General features: G+C 66.6%; 13 protein-coding genes. 9 read left to right on the plus strand and 4 right to left on the minus strand.

Annotated features, from left to right (window positions below):
- The first annotated feature begins 44 nt into the window (after positions 1–44).
- Complete coding sequence (locus B6K69_RS01935) at positions 45–1,574, plus strand: trimethylamine methyltransferase family protein (protein WP_108642582.1); 1,530 nt, start codon at positions 45–47, stop codon at positions 1,572–1,574.
- Here the strand turns inward: B6K69_RS01935 and B6K69_RS01940 are convergent.
- Genes B6K69_RS01940 through B6K69_RS01950 form a run of 3 tightly spaced genes read right to left on the minus strand, consistent with a single transcriptional unit; the run spans position 1,571 to position 3,804 of the window.
- The gene (locus B6K69_RS01940) at positions 1,571–2,395 is read right to left on the minus strand and encodes a metallophosphoesterase family protein (protein WP_108642583.1); all 825 of its coding nucleotides are present in this window, start codon (positions 2,393–2,395) and stop codon (positions 1,571–1,573) included. The genes B6K69_RS01935 and B6K69_RS01940 overlap by 4 nt on opposite strands.
- Complete coding sequence (locus tag B6K69_RS01945; protein ID WP_108642584.1) at positions 2,392–3,330, minus strand: diacylglycerol/lipid kinase family protein; 939 nt, start codon at positions 3,328–3,330, stop codon at positions 2,392–2,394. Before B6K69_RS01945 ends, B6K69_RS01940 begins: the two co-directional genes overlap by 4 nt.
- Positions 3,331–3,354: 24 nt before the next feature.
- A complete protein-coding gene (locus B6K69_RS01950; RefSeq protein WP_107672764.1) occupies positions 3,355–3,804 on the minus strand; it encodes a lytic transglycosylase domain-containing protein in 450 nt (149 codons plus the stop codon).
- Positions 3,805–3,963: 159 nt separating this feature from the next.
- Between B6K69_RS01950 and B6K69_RS01955 the strand changes: the two genes are divergently transcribed.
- From B6K69_RS01955 to B6K69_RS01990, 8 genes are all read left to right on the plus strand, one after another.
- Positions 3,964–4,662 (plus strand): response regulator transcription factor, encoded by a 699-nt coding sequence (locus tag B6K69_RS01955; RefSeq protein WP_107672763.1) that lies wholly within the window; start codon positions 3,964–3,966, stop codon positions 4,660–4,662.
- Between the two features lie 77 nt (positions 4,663–4,739).
- Positions 4,740–5,912, plus strand: coding sequence for an FIST N-terminal domain-containing protein (locus tag B6K69_RS01960; RefSeq protein WP_108642585.1), 1,173 nt, complete (start codon positions 4,740–4,742; stop codon positions 5,910–5,912).
- Positions 5,909–8,107 carry a hybrid sensor histidine kinase/response regulator gene (locus B6K69_RS01965; RefSeq protein ID WP_108642586.1) on the plus strand — a complete coding sequence of 733 codons (2,199 nt, stop codon included), beginning with the start codon at positions 5,909–5,911 and terminating at the stop codon, positions 8,105–8,107. Before B6K69_RS01960 ends, B6K69_RS01965 begins: the two co-directional genes overlap by 4 nt.
- A gap of 103 nt (positions 8,108–8,210) precedes the next feature.
- A complete protein-coding gene (locus B6K69_RS01970; protein ID WP_108642587.1) occupies positions 8,211–8,780 on the plus strand; it encodes a CoxG family protein in 570 nt (189 codons plus the stop codon).
- A gap of 56 nt (positions 8,781–8,836) precedes the next feature.
- The gene (locus tag B6K69_RS01975) at positions 8,837–9,322 is read left to right on the plus strand and encodes a (2Fe-2S)-binding protein (RefSeq protein WP_107672759.1); all 486 of its coding nucleotides are present in this window, start codon (positions 8,837–8,839) and stop codon (positions 9,320–9,322) included.
- Positions 9,323–9,375: 53 nt separating this feature from the next.
- On the plus strand, positions 9,376–11,751 hold the full coding sequence (locus B6K69_RS01980; protein ID WP_108642588.1) for a xanthine dehydrogenase family protein molybdopterin-binding subunit: 2,376 nt from the start codon (positions 9,376–9,378) through the stop codon (positions 11,749–11,751).
- An 11-nt stretch (positions 11,752–11,762) separates the two neighbouring features.
- Positions 11,763–12,551 carry an FAD binding domain-containing protein gene (locus B6K69_RS01985; protein WP_108642589.1) on the plus strand — a complete coding sequence of 263 codons (789 nt, stop codon included), beginning with the start codon at positions 11,763–11,765 and terminating at the stop codon, positions 12,549–12,551.
- Between the two features lie 188 nt (positions 12,552–12,739).
- Positions 12,740–13,324, plus strand: coding sequence for an HNH endonuclease (locus B6K69_RS01990; protein WP_107672756.1), 585 nt, complete (start codon positions 12,740–12,742; stop codon positions 13,322–13,324).
- A 111-nt stretch (positions 13,325–13,435) separates the two neighbouring features.
- On the opposite strand, the gene B6K69_RS01995 is transcribed toward B6K69_RS01990, so the two are convergent.
- Positions 13,436–14,611, minus strand: a complete 1,176-nt coding sequence (locus B6K69_RS01995) for an NAD(P)/FAD-dependent oxidoreductase (protein ID WP_108642590.1) — start codon at positions 14,609–14,611, stop codon at positions 13,436–13,438.
- Positions 14,612–14,697: the final 86 nt, after the last annotated feature.

The following is a 14,697-nucleotide window of genomic DNA, read 5'->3' on the forward strand; positions in this document are numbered from 1 at the left end:
CTTCGGACTGTCGTCAGATCAAGGGGCGGCAGCAGGGGGCAACCATGAACGAACAGCGGCGCAGCGGACGGCAGGCACGGGCAGCGGAGCGCAGCCGCAAAAGTGGCGGCATCGGCCGGCCCTATATCCAGCGCGGCATCCCGACCTATGACGTGCTGTCCGAAGAAAACCTGATCCGCATCGAACGCGCTGCCGACCGGATTCTGGCCGAAACCGGGATCGAGTTCCGCGACGATCCGGTTGCGCTGGACCACTGGCGCCGCGCCGGCGCGCAGGTCGATGATCTGCGGGTGCGGTTCGAACCGGGGATGCTGCGCGAAATCCTCGGGACTGCCCCGGCCGAATTTACCCAGCACGCCCGCAACCCAGCCAAATCGGTGCAGATCGGCGGCAGCAACGTGGTGTTCGCGCCGGCCTATGGCAGCCCCTTTGTGATGGATCTGGATCAGGGCCGCCGCTTCGGCACGATGGAGGATTTCCGCAATTTCATCAAACTGGCGCAATCCAGCCCCAACCTGCACCATTCCGGCGGCACGATCTGCGAACCCACCGACGTGCCGGTGAACAAGCGCCACCTTGATATGGTGATGGCGCATATCGAACTGTCCGACCGGCCCTTCATGGGATCGGTCACCGCCGAAGAACGCAGCGAAGACAGTATCGAGATGTGCCGCCTGCTGTTCGGGGCGGATTTCGTGGACCGCAACTGCGTGATCCTTGGCAATGTGAACGTGAATTCACCTTTGGTCTGGGATGGCACCATGACCCGCAGCCTTCGCGCCTATGCGCGGGCCAATCAGGCGGCGGTGGTGGTGCCCTTCATTCTGGGCGGCGCGATGGGGCCGGTCACCAATGCCGGCGGCATTGCCCAAAGCCTGGCCGAGACCATGGCCGGCTGCGCGCTGACCCAGTTGGAACGCCCCGGCGCGCCGGTGATCTTCGGCAACTTCCTGTCGTCCATGGCCATGCGGTCGGGCAGCCCCACCTTCGGCACGCCGGAACCGGCCATCGGCAGCATGGTGATCGGCCAGCTTGCCCGCCGTCTGAACCTGCCGCTGCGCTGTTCGGGCAATTTCACCACCTCGAAACTGCCCGATGCGCAGGCCATGACCGAAGGCACCATGTCCATGCTGGCCGCCGTGCATTGCGGCGCGAACTTCATCCTTCACGCGGCGGGCTTCCTGGACGGACTTCTCAGCATGTCCTACGAGAAATTCATGCTGGATGACGATCTTTGCGGCGCGCTGCACGCCTATCTGGACGGGGTGAAGATCGACGACGACCAGTTGGCCGTTGATGCCTTTGCCGAGGTTGGCCCCGGCAACCACTTCTTCGGCTGCTCGCACACCATGGCGCATTACGAAACCGCTTTCTGGGACAGCGGGCTGGCCGACAACGAACCCTTCGAGAAATGGGAAGCCGCCGGCAGCGAAGACGCCGCGACGCGAGCAAACCGCGCGTGGAAGCTGCGGCTGGCCGAATACGAAGCCCCGGCACTGGACGAAGGTCTGCGCGACGGGCTTCGCGATTTCGTGTCGCGCCGCAAGGCCGAGGTGGCCGACGCCTGGTATTAGGGGGCAGGGGGCGCCGCAGGCACCGGCACGGCGCCATCGGTCTGCCATTCCCCCGCCTGCTTGCGGAAGTGTTCGGCCGGGCCTTCGGCAAAGCCTTGCCCCGGCAGCGCCAGCCAACTGCGCCGCGTCACCCGGCCGGGGTGCAGCTCGATCAGGCTGAAATCATTGGCCCCGGTCTTGCGCCGGGTCGAGATGGCGGTGCCTACCTGCAAAAACAGCGTGCCCGCCGCCGTTTCGGCGAAACCGGAATGGGGCATGTGGGTGTGGCCCGACAGAACGATGTCGGTGCCCGCTGCTGCCAGCGCGGCCAGAACATCGGCCGGGCGGGCCATGTCGGCGGGTGTTCCGTCGCTGGCGGGCACCGGCGCGTGGTGCAGCACCGCGATGCGCCAGCTTTCGGCGGCGGCTTCGGCAAAGCTGCGGGCAAGACGCCGGCGCGAGGCATCGCGCATCCGGCCCGCCTTCCACACCAGCGGATCGGCGGTATTCACCCCCTGGATCACCGCGCCGGGCAGGGCAAGCTGCGGCTCAAGCCCCGGTCCGAAGGCGCGGGAATAGCGCCCGAACGGCGCCAGCAGGCGAAGGGCAAGGTTGTAAAGCGGCATGTCGTGATTGCCCGGCACCACCAGAGACGGCGCGGGCAGGTTCGCAACAAACGCGCGCGCCGCCGCGAACTGGTCAGCCCGGGCGCGCTGTGTCAGGTCGCCCGAGATCACCACGGCATCCGGGGCCAGATCCTGCGCCAGCGCCAGCACTGGCGCCAGCAGCCGATCCTCCACCGCGCCGAAATGCAGGTCGGACAGATGCAGCAGCCGCGTCATGCGCCGCGCCCCTGCGGCGGTGCCTTGGCGGGCAGCGGCTTTTCCGGCGGCACGATCACATGAAGCTGGTCATTCGACAGCGCGATGGTGAGCGGCAGGTCCATCCGCAGCTTTTCGCCATCCAGCGCCACCGAAATGCGCTGCCGCCCCAGCACGGTGATGCCAATCCGTTCGGGCGTCAGCACCTGCACGTCGCGGTCATGGTCCACCCGCCGCCGCACCAGCCGCCAGGCCAGCCGCAGGAACCCCAGCCGCGTCTGTTTCTGCGCCAGGAACAGCGCGAAACGGTCGGCCGAAATCGCTTCGCCGCCTTTCAGTCCGAACTGGTCAAGCTGATAGGCCGAGCGGGCGATGAACACCATCGGCGTCCGCACCAGCCGCCGGGTCTCGTCCAGTTCCAGCAACATGCGATAGGGGCGCTGGAACCGCAGGATCGTCCGCAAGGACGCAAGATGCGCCAGAATCCGGTAGCGGCCGAAGCGGGCATAGGTCGCCTCGCGTTCCTCAAGGATCGCGGGGTAAAGCCCGATCGAGACATTGTTCAGGAACAGCCGGCCGTTCAGCGTGGCCACCGCGATGGAATGGTCCTGTCCGCCCAGGATCGCGCGGGCGGCGGCGTCGGGGTCTTCGGGCATCTGCAGGCCACGGGCAAAATAGTTGAACGTGCCCAGCGGCAGAACGGCCAGCGCGCTGTCGGTGCCGGCAAGGGCATGGGCCACGCCCGCGACCGTGCCATCGCCGCCCGCGGCCACGATGATGCGAAACCCGTCGCGCACCGCCTGTTCGGCCTGCGGGGCGGGGTCACCGCTGAACTTGCGCAGCACGGCGCGCGGACCAAAGACTGCCATCGCCGCATCCAGAGCACCGGGGTTGCGCTGTGCGGCACCCGATTTCGGGTTGGCGATCACGCAGATGTCCGCGGTGCGCGCCGCCATGATGCCTTGCCTTTCCGCAGGGCCTCAGCCCTTCAACCCGGTTTCCCTCAGCAGACCCATCCGCTTGGCCTCGTAATAGTATCCTTTCGAATACCACATGACCGCACGGTCTTCGCTGCCGCGCGACACCAGCCAGGCCCCGCGCAGATACTTGCCCGCATACATGAGGTTGGTCTCGGCATCGAGCAAGCCCTCGGGCGAACCTTTGTAGCCCATGGTCCTGGCGGTGCCCGGATGGATCTGCATCAGCCCGTAATAGGGGCCGTTGCGGGCGCGCGGGTTGTAGCCGCTTTCGCGGCGGATCACCCGGTGCAGCAGGCTTTCGGGGATGCCGTGGATGCCGGCATATTTGCGCACCAGCGCGTGCATCTCGGGCGTGTCGCCGGCGGCGCGCGACGGTTCGGGGCGGCGGGCCGCGCAGGCGGCCAGTGCCAGCGGCAGAAGCATCAGGGTCGCGCGGCGGGTCAGGGGCATCGGGCCAGTCCTCTTACATTGGCGGCAGGCATAGAAAATGCGCGCTTCCGGCGCAAGCCGATGGCAGGATCGCCGGTGCGCATGTCCGACTTTCCGCCTGTGGCCACAACCGGCAAGGGGCGCTAGTCTGATCCGCAGCACGCAAGGGACCGCTTTCCGATGACCCCGACGCCAGCCCGTATCGCCCCGCGCCCCATGGCCACGGCCCTGATCGTGGACGACCATCCGCTGTTCTGCGACGCGCTGTCGATGACGCTGAAGGCGGTCGCGGGGCTGGGCGCGGTGGAAACCGCCGACCGGCTGGAAACCGCGCTGGCCCGGCTGGACCGCGCGCCCTTGCCCGATCTGGTGGTGCTGGACCTGAACCTGCCCGATGTGACCGGCATCGACGGGCTGATCCGCCTGCGGCAGGCGGCGGGCGAGGTGCCGGTTCTGGTGGTGTCCTCGATGGCCGATCCGCGCGTGATCGGCGCCTGTCTGGCGGCGGGGGCAGCGGGATTTGTGCCCAAACACGCCCGGCGCGACGTGTTCCGCGCCGCAGTGGACGCCCTGCGCGGCGGCGGGCGCTATCTTCCCGAAGGGTATGAGGCGGAACCGCCCGGCGGCGCCCGCCCCTCGACCCGGCAAGAGGCGATTTCGCGGCTGGCGCTCTTGACACGGCAGCAATCGCGCATCCTGCAACTGATCTGCGAAGGCAAGCTGAACAAGCAGATCGCCTGGGATCTGACCATCGCCGAAACCACGGTCAAGGCGCATGTCACCGCGATCATGCGCAAGCTGGGGGTGCAAAGCCGGACGCAGGCGGTGCTGATGGCCAAGGCCACCGATTTCACCAGCCTGATGCCGGAAGACGGCTGAGCGCGGTCCTTCGCACGCGGCCCTTTACGCAGCGGGATGCTGCGGCTTAGGCTTCATGTTCGGCGGGGAGGCCGAAGATGGACGGACGGGGGGAAAGCCTTGGCACCAGCCCGGGCGCGGCGGTCTTGCCGCGCGCGCAGGCCGATGCGTGCGATCCGGCGGTTCTGTCGCGGCTTGCCGCCGGTCTGGGGCAGGGGCCCTTTGCGCTGGTCCTGCTGTTCGTCTCGCCCGAGGCCGACCGCGCGGCGCTGGAGGCCGCGCTGGCCGGCGGCGCGTTCGGCGCCGCGCCGGTGATCGGCTGCACCACCGCCGGCGAAATCGCGGGCGCGGGCTATGGCGAAGGCACGGTCGTCGCCGTGGGGCTGCCCGCCAGCACCTTCGCGGCCGAGGTTCTGCCCATCGACCTTGACCGGATCGACGGTCAGGAAGCGATCGGCCGCATGATCCGCGCCCGCGCCGCCACCGCCGACCGTCACCCCGGTTGGGAGGGCGAGTTCGCCTTTCTGATGGTCGATGGCCTGTCGATCCGCGAGGACGCGCTGACCGCCGCCCTTGGCCCCGGCCTTGGCCCGGTGCCGCTGTTCGGCGGCTCGGCCGGCGACGGGCTGCGCTTTGGCGAAACCTTCGTGCTGTGGGCGGGGCGGTTTCGCCGCAATGCCGCCGTGCTGGCGATGGTGCGCACCGCCTGCCGGGTCAGGGTGTTCAGCCTTGACCATCTGGTGCCGACCGACCGGCGCATGGTGGTAACCGGGGCCGATCCGGGCCGCCGCATCGTTCACCGCATCAACGCCGAACCCGCCGCGCGCGAATATGCCCGGCTTCTGGGGAAAGACCCCGCGCAACTGACCGCCTTCACTTTTGCCGCCCATCCGGTGGTGGTGCGGATCGGCGGGCGCCACCATGTTCGCGCCATTCAGCGCATGGCCCCGAACGGCGATCTGGTGTTCTTTTCGGCCATTGACGAGGGGCTGGTGCTGACGCTGGCCGAACCCGTGGATATGGCCGACCATCTGGATGCCGCCCTGACCGCGCTGGGGCCTGACCGGCCGCCGGCGGCGATCCTGGCCTGCGATTGCCTGCTGCGCCGGATGGAGGCGCAGGAAAAGCAGCGCTACGGCGCGGTGTCGCGTATACTGGCGGCGCATGGGGTGGCGGGCTTCTCGACCTATGGCGAGCAATGGAATTCCATCCACGTCAACCAGACCATGACCGGCGTCGCGCTTTGGCCGCCAGAGGGGGGCGGGCCATGATCGAGACGCTGATCGACCCCGCCGATGGCCCCGAACGCCGGGCCGAAAAGCTGCTGACCATCGCCACCGCGCTGATGCGCCGGATGGAGCGGGTCACCGACGATTCCGGCGCGGCCTATGCCCAGTTCCAGCGCGCCGCCCTGCTGGAGGAACAGGTGCGCGACCGCACCCGCGATCTGGAACGCGCGCTGTCGCTGCTGAACGCCAGCAACGCCCGGCTGGCCGAAGCCAAGGCCGAAGCCGAGACGGCCCGCCAGAACTTGGCCAATGCGATCGAGACCATTCAGGAGGGCTTTGCCCTGTTCGACCGCGAGGACCGGCTGGTCATGTGCAACTCGCGCTTCGGGATGCACATGCTGGACCTGCGCGGCAAGCTGATGCCCGGCCTGCCCTTCGCCGATTATGTCGAACGGGTCAGCCGGTCCGCCTTCCTTGCGCTGCCCGAGAGTGAAACGCCCGAGGCCTGGGTGGTGCGGCGGATGCAGCGGCATCAGGACCGGCACGTCATCTTCAACGTCCGCATGATCCGCGATCATTGGGTGCAGGTCAGCGAACACCGCACGGCGGACGGCGGCACGGTGATCCTGCAAACCGATGTGACCGACATCATCCGCGCCGAACGGCACGAACGCGGCAAGCTGCTGGACGATCAGGCGCGGGTGATCCGGGCCACGCTGGACCATATCAATCAGGGCGTTGCGATCTTTGATCGCGAGGGGCGGCTGATCGGCTGGAACCAGCGGCTGTCCGACCTGCTGGCGCTGCCGGCCGGGCGGCTGCGGATGGGCGCGTCCTTCGACCAGTTGCTGAACCGCATCCGCGCGGCGCTGGCCTTTGGCGCCGGCATGACAGAAGCGCGGCTGATGGACTGGGTGGCGGCGGGCGGCCGGCAGGGGGCGCTGTCCTTCTCGGTCCGGCAGGGCGGTGGCCCGATCCTTGACGTGTTCGCCCAGGCCATGCCCGACGGCGGCTTCGTGATGAGCTTCACCGATGTCACCGCCGAGCGCGAGGCGCTGGAGGCGCTGAGCCGCGCCAAGGAAACGCTTGAGGCCCGCGTGACCGAACGCACGCTGGAACTGCAGGATGCGCTGGCCCATGCCGAACGCGCCAATGCCAGCCGGTCGCGCTTTGTCGCCGCGGCCAGCCATGACCTGCTGCAACCGCTGTCAGCGGCCAAGCTGTTCCTGTCGGCCATCGAACCCGCCGGGCTGGCGGACCCGGCCCGCGTGGCGCTGGAAAAGGCGCAGAACGCGCTGATCTCGGTCGAGGGGATTCTGGACGCGCTGCTGGACATCTCGAAGCTGGAATCCGGCAAGGCGGCGGTCAGCGTCGGCCCGGTGCGGCTGGGCCGCCTGCTGGCGCAACTGCATGAGGAATTCGCCCCGATGGCGGCGGCCAAGGGGCTGCGGTTGCGCGTGCTGCCCTGTGGTGCGGTGGTCGAAAGCGATCCGGCTTATCTGCGCCGCATCCTGCAGAACCTGATCGGCAACGCCATCCGCTACACCGATGCGGGGCGCGTGCTGGTCGGGGCGCGGCGGCAGGGCGCGCAGGTGGTGGTCGAGGTGCGCGACACCGGCCCCGGCATCCCCGCCGAGGCGCAGGACGACATCTTCAAGGAATTCCACCGCCTGAACGCCCGTGCGTCTGCCAGCGAAGGCATGGGGTTGGGGCTGGCGATCGTGCAGCGGGCCTGCGTGCTGCTGGATCATCCGCTGGGCCTGACCTCGCATCTGGGCCGCGGCACCACCTTCCGGGTGTGCCTGCCGCTGGCAGGGCATCCTGCCGCCGAAACGCCGCCAGCCGTTGCACAACCGGCGCTGCCGGACACCGCCCCCGAAAGCCGCATCGTGTTTCTGGTGGAAAACGACGCCGACCTGCGCCGCGCGCTGGGGCTGATCCTGGAACGCTGGGGGCTGGGGGTGCTGGAGGCCGCCTCGGGCGAAGAGGCCTTTGCCCTGATCGAGGAAATCGGCATCCTGCCCGACCTCTTCCTGGTGGATCAGCAACTGGGGCAGGGGATGGACGGGCTGGCCTTCCTGACTGCGCTGCGCGCCCGCCACGGCGCCTTGCCAGCGCGGCTGATCACCGCCGACCGCGCGCCCGAACTGGCCGGGGCGGCGCGGGCCGCCGGCATCGGGCTGATCCAGAAACCCATCGACGCCGCCAGCCTGCGCAAGGCGCTTGCGGCGCTGTGACCGCCACCTTTGTCCGGCAAATGCGACGGCCGGGATACGACTATCGGAGAATGGCGCGGCGGCGATCCGGCCCTTAGGCTTTCTCGCAGAGGGAGAGAGCAACATGAAGCTGAGCGACAGCCGCGACATTGCGGCCGCGCCGGAAATGGTGTGGTCGGCGATCCTGGACCCCGAAGTCCTGCACCAGTGCATTCCCGGCTGCCAGTCGATGGCGGGCAGCGTGGCCGAGGGGTTCGAGGCCGTGGTGAAACAGAAGGTTGGCCCGGTCAGTGCCACCTTCACCGGCCATGTCAGCTTTTCCGATGTGGTCGAAGGCAAGTCGCTGACCATCACCGGCGAAGGCAAGGGCGGTGTTGCCGGCTTTGCCAAGGGCGGGGCGGCGGTCACGCTGGACCCGATCCCCGAAGGCACCCGGCTGACCTATGACGTGGACGCCAGCGTCGGTGGCAAGATCGCGCAACTGGGCAGCCGCATCGTGGACAGCTTCGCCAAGAAGATGGCCGACGAATTCTTTGCCCGGTTTCAGGATGCGGTGGAACCGCCGACCGAGGAAGAACTTGCCGCCGCCGCCGAAGCCGAGGCTGCCGCCGCCGAGGCGGCAGAAGAGGCCGAGGCCACCGGCGACAGCGCAGATCACAAGAAGGGCTGGTTCCGCCGCATGATCGGCGTCTGACTGGCGGCTCGCAGGGGCCAAAAGACGATACCAAGGACATACCCAGGGAGGAGCTTATGACGAAGGTCTCGATGACCGTGAACGGCAAGTCCGTCTCGGGCGAGGTGGAGGGGCGGACGCTGCTGTCCAGCTTCCTGCGCGACGGGCTGGGGCTGACCGGCACCCATATCGGTTGTGACACCAGCCAGTGTGGCGCCTGCGTGGTGCATGTGGATGGCCGCGCGGTGAAATCCTGCACGGTCTTCGCGCTGGATGTGGCCGGCGCCCAGGTGAAGACCATCGAAGGCATGGCGAACCCAGACGGATCGCTTTCGGTTCTGCAACAGGCATTTCAGGACAATCACGGCCTGCAATGCGGCTTCTGCACCCCCGGCATGGTGATGTCGGCGGCGGCGCTGCTGGCCGACAACCCGTCGCCCACCGAGGCCGAGGTGCGCCACGGGCTGGAAGGCAACATCTGCCGCTGCACCGGCTACCACAACATCGTCAAGGCGGTGTTGCAGGCCTCGGGGCAGGACGTTTCGAAAATCGCTGCGGAATAAGGGGCAGGGGGCGCATCGGCGCCCGGCCAGCACAGAAATTCAGGGAGGATACCATGCCCAAAGATGGTGGCATCGGCGCCAGCGTGAAGCGGCGCGAAGACGTGCGGTTCCTGACCGGCAAGGGACGCTATACCGACGACATCAACATCCGTGGCCAGCTTTACGCCTTCTTCCTGCGCAGCGACGTGGCGCATGGGCGGCTGAAGTCGGTTGATACCGCGGCGGCATCAGACATGCCGGGCGTGGTGCAGGTCTTCACCGCGGCCGATTTCGCGGGTGTCGGCGGTATTCCCTGCGGCTGGCAGGTGACAGACCGCTTCGGCAAGGTGATGCAGGAACCGAAACACCCGGTTCTGGCCGATGGCAAGGTGCGCCATGTCGGCGACCCCATCGCCATGGTGGTGGCCGAAACGCTGGATCAGGCCCGCGACGCCGCCGAGGCGATCGGGGTCGAGATCGAAGACCTGCCGCCCGTTCTGAACATGAAGGACGCGCTCAAGCCCGATGCGCCCAAGGTGCATGACGATCTGACCTCGAACCTGTGCTACGACTGGGGCTTCGTCGAGGAAAACCGTGAAGCCGTGGCCAGGGCCTTTGACGGCGCCGCGCATCACATCACGCTGGATCTGGTGAACAACCGCCTTGTCGCCAACCCGATGGAACCCCGCGTCGCCGTGGGCGATTACGAAGACCATTCGGGGATGCACACGCTTTATACCACCAGCCAGAACCCGCATGTCATCCGGCTGCTGATGGGCGCCTTCGTGCTGGGCATCCCGGAATCCAAGCTGCGCGTGGTGGCGCCCGATGTGGGCGGCGGCTTCGGGTCGAAGATCTATCACTATGCCGAAGAGGCGGCGGTGACCTTTGCCGCCAAGCAGGTGAAACGCCCGGTGAAATGGACCGCCTCGCGCAGCGAAGCCTTCATTTCCGATGCACAGGGCCGCGACCACCTGACCCGGATCGAACTGGCGCTGGACAAGGACCACAACTTCCTGGCGCTGCGCACCGAAACCCATGCCAACATGGGCGCCTATCTCAGCACTTTCGCGCCTTCGATTCCCACCTGGCTGCACGGCACGCTGATGGCCGGCAATTACAAGACGCCGCTGGTCTATGTGAACGTGAAAGCCGTTTTCACCAACACCGTGCCGGTCGATGCCTATCGCGGCGCAGGCCGCCCCGAGGCGACCTATCAACTGGAGCGCATCATCGACAAGGCGGCGCGCGAACTGGGGGTGGACCCGGTCGAACTGCGGCGCAAGAACTTCATCCAGCCCGACCAGTTTCCCTATCAGACGCCGGTCGCCGTGGTCTATGACACCGGCAATTATCAGGCCACGATGGACAAGCTGCTGGAGCTGTCCGACCACGCCGGCTTTGCCGCGCGGGCCGAAGAGTCGAAGAAACGCGGGCGTTTGCGCGGCTTCGGCATTGCCCATTACATCGAGGCCTGCGGCATTGCGCCGTCAAACCTTGTCGGGCAACTGGGCGCGCGGGCCGGGCTTTACGAAAGCGCCACGGTGCGGGTGAACGCCACCGGCTCTATCACCATCTTCACCGGCAGCCACAGCCACGGGCAGGGGCATGAGACCACCTTCGCCCAGGTCGTGGCCGAGATGATCGGCATTGACGCCAGTCAGGTGGAGATCGTCCACGGAGACACGTCGAACAGCCCGATGGGGATGGGCACCTATGGCTCACGCAGTCTGGCGGTGGGCGGGTCTGCCATGGTCAAGGCCACCAACAAGATCATCAACAAGGCGAAGAAGATCGCCTCGCATCTGCTGGAGGCCAGCGAACAGGACATCGAGTTCAAGGACGGCAAGTTCACCGTGGCGGGCACCGACAGGTCAAAGACCTGGGTGGACATCACGCTGGCCGCCTATGTGCCGCACAACTACCCTCTGGAAAGCCTTGAACCCGGGCTGGAAGAGACCGCCTTCTACGACCCGTCCAACTTTACCTATCCCGCCGGCGCCTATGGCTGCGAGCTGGAGATCGACCCCGACACCGGCAAGGTGACGATCCTGGCCTTTACCGCCGCCGACGACTTCGGCAATGTGGTGAACCCGATGATCGTGGAAGGGCAGGTGCATGGCGGTCTTGCCCAGGGTATCGGGCAGGCCATGCTGGAAAACTGCGTCTTCGACGAGAACGGACAGCTTCTGTCGGGCTCGTTCATGGATTACGCCATGCCGCGCGCCGATGACCTGCCGTTCTTCAAGGTGGATCATAGCTGCATCACGCCCTGCACCCACAACCCGCTGGGCGTAAAGGGCTGTGGTGAGGCGGGGGCCATCGGCAGCCCGCCCGCCGTGGTGAATGCCGTGATCGACGCCCTGCAACGCGGCGGCTACAGCCACATCGACCATATCGATATGCCCGTCTCTCCGGCCCGCGTCTGGGCCGCGATGCACCAGCGCTGAGGGAGGTTCAGATGCACAACTTCGACTTCGTAAAACCGGCAACCCTGGCCGATGCGCTGGCCGCCCTGAAATCCGACGGCGCGCAGGCACTGTCGGGCGGGCAGACGCTGATTGCCAGCATGAAACAGCGCCTTGCCGCCCCGGCGACGCTGGTCAGCCTGACCGGCATCCCCGAACTGAAGGGCGTCTGCATCGGGGAAGGGGGCCTGCATGTCGGCGCCGCCACCCCCCATGCCGAAGTGGCGCGCGAGGCCGCGAAACACTATCCGGCGCTGGCCGCGCTGGCCGGTGGCATCGGCGATCCGCTGGTGCGCAACCGGGGCACCATCGGCGGGTCGATCGCCAACAACGACCCTTCGGCCTGCTATCCGGCCGGCGTGCTGGCATCGGGCGCCACGATCGTCACCAACCGCCGTCGCATCGCCGCGGATGATTACTTCCAGGGCCTGTTCACCACCGCCCTGCACGAAGGTGAAATCGTCACCTCGGTCGTCTTTCCGATCCCGCAGAAGGCCGCCTATGTGAAGTTTGACCAGCCCGCCAGCCGCTTTGCGCTGACCGGCGTCTTCGTCGCGAAAACGGCCGATGGCGTGCGGGTGGCGGTCACGGGGGCAGGGGGCGACGGTGTCTTCCGCTGGACCGAGGCCGAGGCGGCGCTGTCGGCCAATTTCGCGGCTTCGGCCATTGCGGGGCTGACGGTTTCGCCGGAGGGCATGATCCACGACCTGCACGGAACGCCTGCCTATCGCGCGCATCTGGTCAAGGTGCTGACCGGCCGCGCGGTTCAGGCCGCGGCCTGAGCACATCGCCCGTTTTCCGGGCAGGCAGACTGTCAAACGCCTGTCATGTGCGCCTGCCAGAAAGCGGGCGCACATTGACAATATCTCGGGGTTGCCAGCGCAATCCATCCAGATATAGTCGTTGCCGTCGGGACGGGTGCCCCGTCCTGATGCCAGTGGCAGTCAGGCGAAGCGGGAGTCATCTACGGATGGACGGCGACTTCAGGACCCATTTCGTACGCGATCCCGGTGCGTTGAAGCATTTTCCGGCGCTTGTGCTCAATGCCGATTTCCGGCCGCTCAGTTATTACCCGCTCAGCCTCTGGCCCTGGCAAGAGGCAATCAAGGCGGTCTTTCTGGACCGGGTGCAGATCCTGGCCGAATATGACGAGGTTGTCCGAAGCCAGAGGCAGGAAGTCCGTATCCCGTCGGTCGTCGTCCTCAAGGAATTCGTCAAACCCCAGAAGCGCGTGGCCTTCACGCGCTTCAATCTTTTTCTGCGCGACGAATTCTGTTGCCAGTATTGCGGATCGAAGGGCGACCTGACCTTCGATCACGTCATCCCGCGGTCGCGGGGCGGGCTGACCAGTTGGGAAAACGTCGTGGCAGCCTGTTCGCCGTGCAACCTGCGCAAGGGCAGCAAGACGCTGCGCCAGTCCGGCCTGACCTTGCGCCGGCCGCCCGTGGCACCGTCCGCCGAAGAGATGCAGACCCACGGCCGCAAGTTCCCGCCAAACCATCTGCACGAAAGCTGGCTCGACTTCCTGTATTGGGACGCCGAACTGGAGGCGTGATCCGGGCCGTATGGCGCCGGAACAACGGGCCAGAACAGGATGAGGCAGGTGCTGGGAATGCCTCATCCGTTTTTCGCATAATCAGTATTATGTAAAATAACTACCTGTCTGTCAGACCACGGCCCGCTCCAGCAGCGGTTCGCCGCGCAGCACGCGGCCAATCGAAAGCTCTGACAGATCAAGGCTTTGCCAGCCGCCGTTCAGAACATACTCGGCCGTTCCACGCCCGATGGCCGGTGATTGCTGCAAGCCGTGTCCCGAAAAGCCGCTCATCAGGAACAGGTTCGGCACTGCCGGATGCGGCCCAAGGATCGCGTTCTGGTCCAGCGTGTTGTAATCGTAATGGCCAACCCAGTGCCGCACGACCTTGACCGCATCGAAGCCCGGCGCGCGGTGATACAGCGGTTCCCAGATGGCCTCTTCAAACAAGTGAAGATCCGGCTCGAAGTCATTGACATCGCAAGGCCCGTCATCCTGCGGAACCGTCGCCACGATCCAGCGGCCCTGAACTTCGGGACGCAGGTAATAATCGCGGTCGATCATCAGCGGCGCATCGGGATGGCGCGCATTGGGCGCGTCGATCACAAAGACCGTGCGCTTGCGCGGTTCAACCGGATGGTCAAGCCCGGCCCAGGCCATGACGCGCGACGCGCGGGTGCCGGCGGCGTTGATCGCCACGCCGCAGGGCACCAGACCCCTGCCCTCGATCTCGACTCCGGTCACGCGGCCGGCGGTCATTTGCAGGCCCGTCGCCTCGGCCTTGATGAATTTCGCGCCTTGCGCGCGGGCTGCGTTGCGGAAGCCTTGCAACAGGCCCATGTTGTCGAACCAGCCCTCATCGCGCGGGCCGAAGCTGGCGGCGGCGATGTCTTCGGTGTTCAACCAGGGGTAATGCCGGCCCAGTTCGGCGGCATCCCAGACCTCGGTCGCGGCGCCTTCGGCGCGCTGCATCTCGGCCAGTTCCTGCATCACCGCCACCTGCTCGGGCCGCGTGGTCAGGAAAAGATAGCCGTTTTCCTTAAGCCCCAGTGACGGAATTTCCGCAGCAGGACCAATGCGTTCCGCGAAGTTCCTGATGAAGTCGATCCCGAAGCGCGAGATCCTTACATTGACGGCCGACGAAAACTGCTGCCGGACCGATGCCACCGACAGCGCGGTCGCGGCCCGTTCATATCCGGGGTCGCGCTCAACCACCAGAACACGCAAACCGGGCGAAAACCGCGTCAGCCAGTAAGCCGCCGAGGCCCCCATGACCCCGCCGCCGATGATGATGACATCTTCCGTCATGATTCCATCCTGATAGCCCTGAGTCTCGACAGGGCGCCGGTGTCTGCATATGACAGGAGAAGGGACAAGGACAACCTGCCCCGTTC

The organism is Pseudogemmobacter blasticus (assembly GCF_003071405.1).
Taxonomy (GTDB): Bacteria; Pseudomonadota; Alphaproteobacteria; order Rhodobacterales; family Rhodobacteraceae; genus Pseudogemmobacter; species Pseudogemmobacter blasticus.

Coding starts and splice junctions, on each gene's coding strand:
- B6K69_RS01935 (WP_108642582.1), top strand. CDS start 45: ATGAACGAACAGCGGCGCAGCGGACGGCAGGCACGGGCAGCGGAGCGC.
- B6K69_RS01940 (WP_108642583.1), bottom strand. CDS start 2,395: ATGACGCGGCTGCTGCATCTGTCCGACCTGCATTTCGGCGCGGTGGAG.
- B6K69_RS01945 (WP_108642584.1), bottom strand. CDS start 3,330: ATGGCGGCGCGCACCGCGGACATCTGCGTGATCGCCAACCCGAAATCG.
- B6K69_RS01950 (WP_107672764.1), bottom strand. CDS start 3,804: ATGCCCCTGACCCGCCGCGCGACCCTGATGCTTCTGCCGCTGGCACTG.
- B6K69_RS01955 (WP_107672763.1), top strand. CDS start 3,964: ATGACCCCGACGCCAGCCCGTATCGCCCCGCGCCCCATGGCCACGGCC.
- B6K69_RS01960 (WP_108642585.1), top strand. CDS start 4,740: ATGGACGGACGGGGGGAAAGCCTTGGCACCAGCCCGGGCGCGGCGGTC.
- B6K69_RS01965 (WP_108642586.1), top strand. CDS start 5,909: ATGATCGAGACGCTGATCGACCCCGCCGATGGCCCCGAACGCCGGGCC.
- B6K69_RS01970 (WP_108642587.1), top strand. CDS start 8,211: ATGAAGCTGAGCGACAGCCGCGACATTGCGGCCGCGCCGGAAATGGTG.
- B6K69_RS01975 (WP_107672759.1), top strand. CDS start 8,837: ATGACGAAGGTCTCGATGACCGTGAACGGCAAGTCCGTCTCGGGCGAG.
- B6K69_RS01980 (WP_108642588.1), top strand. CDS start 9,376: ATGCCCAAAGATGGTGGCATCGGCGCCAGCGTGAAGCGGCGCGAAGAC.
- B6K69_RS01985 (WP_108642589.1), top strand. CDS start 11,763: ATGCACAACTTCGACTTCGTAAAACCGGCAACCCTGGCCGATGCGCTG.
- B6K69_RS01990 (WP_107672756.1), top strand. CDS start 12,740: ATGGACGGCGACTTCAGGACCCATTTCGTACGCGATCCCGGTGCGTTG.
- B6K69_RS01995 (WP_108642590.1), bottom strand. CDS start 14,611: ATGACGGAAGATGTCATCATCATCGGCGGCGGGGTCATGGGGGCCTCG.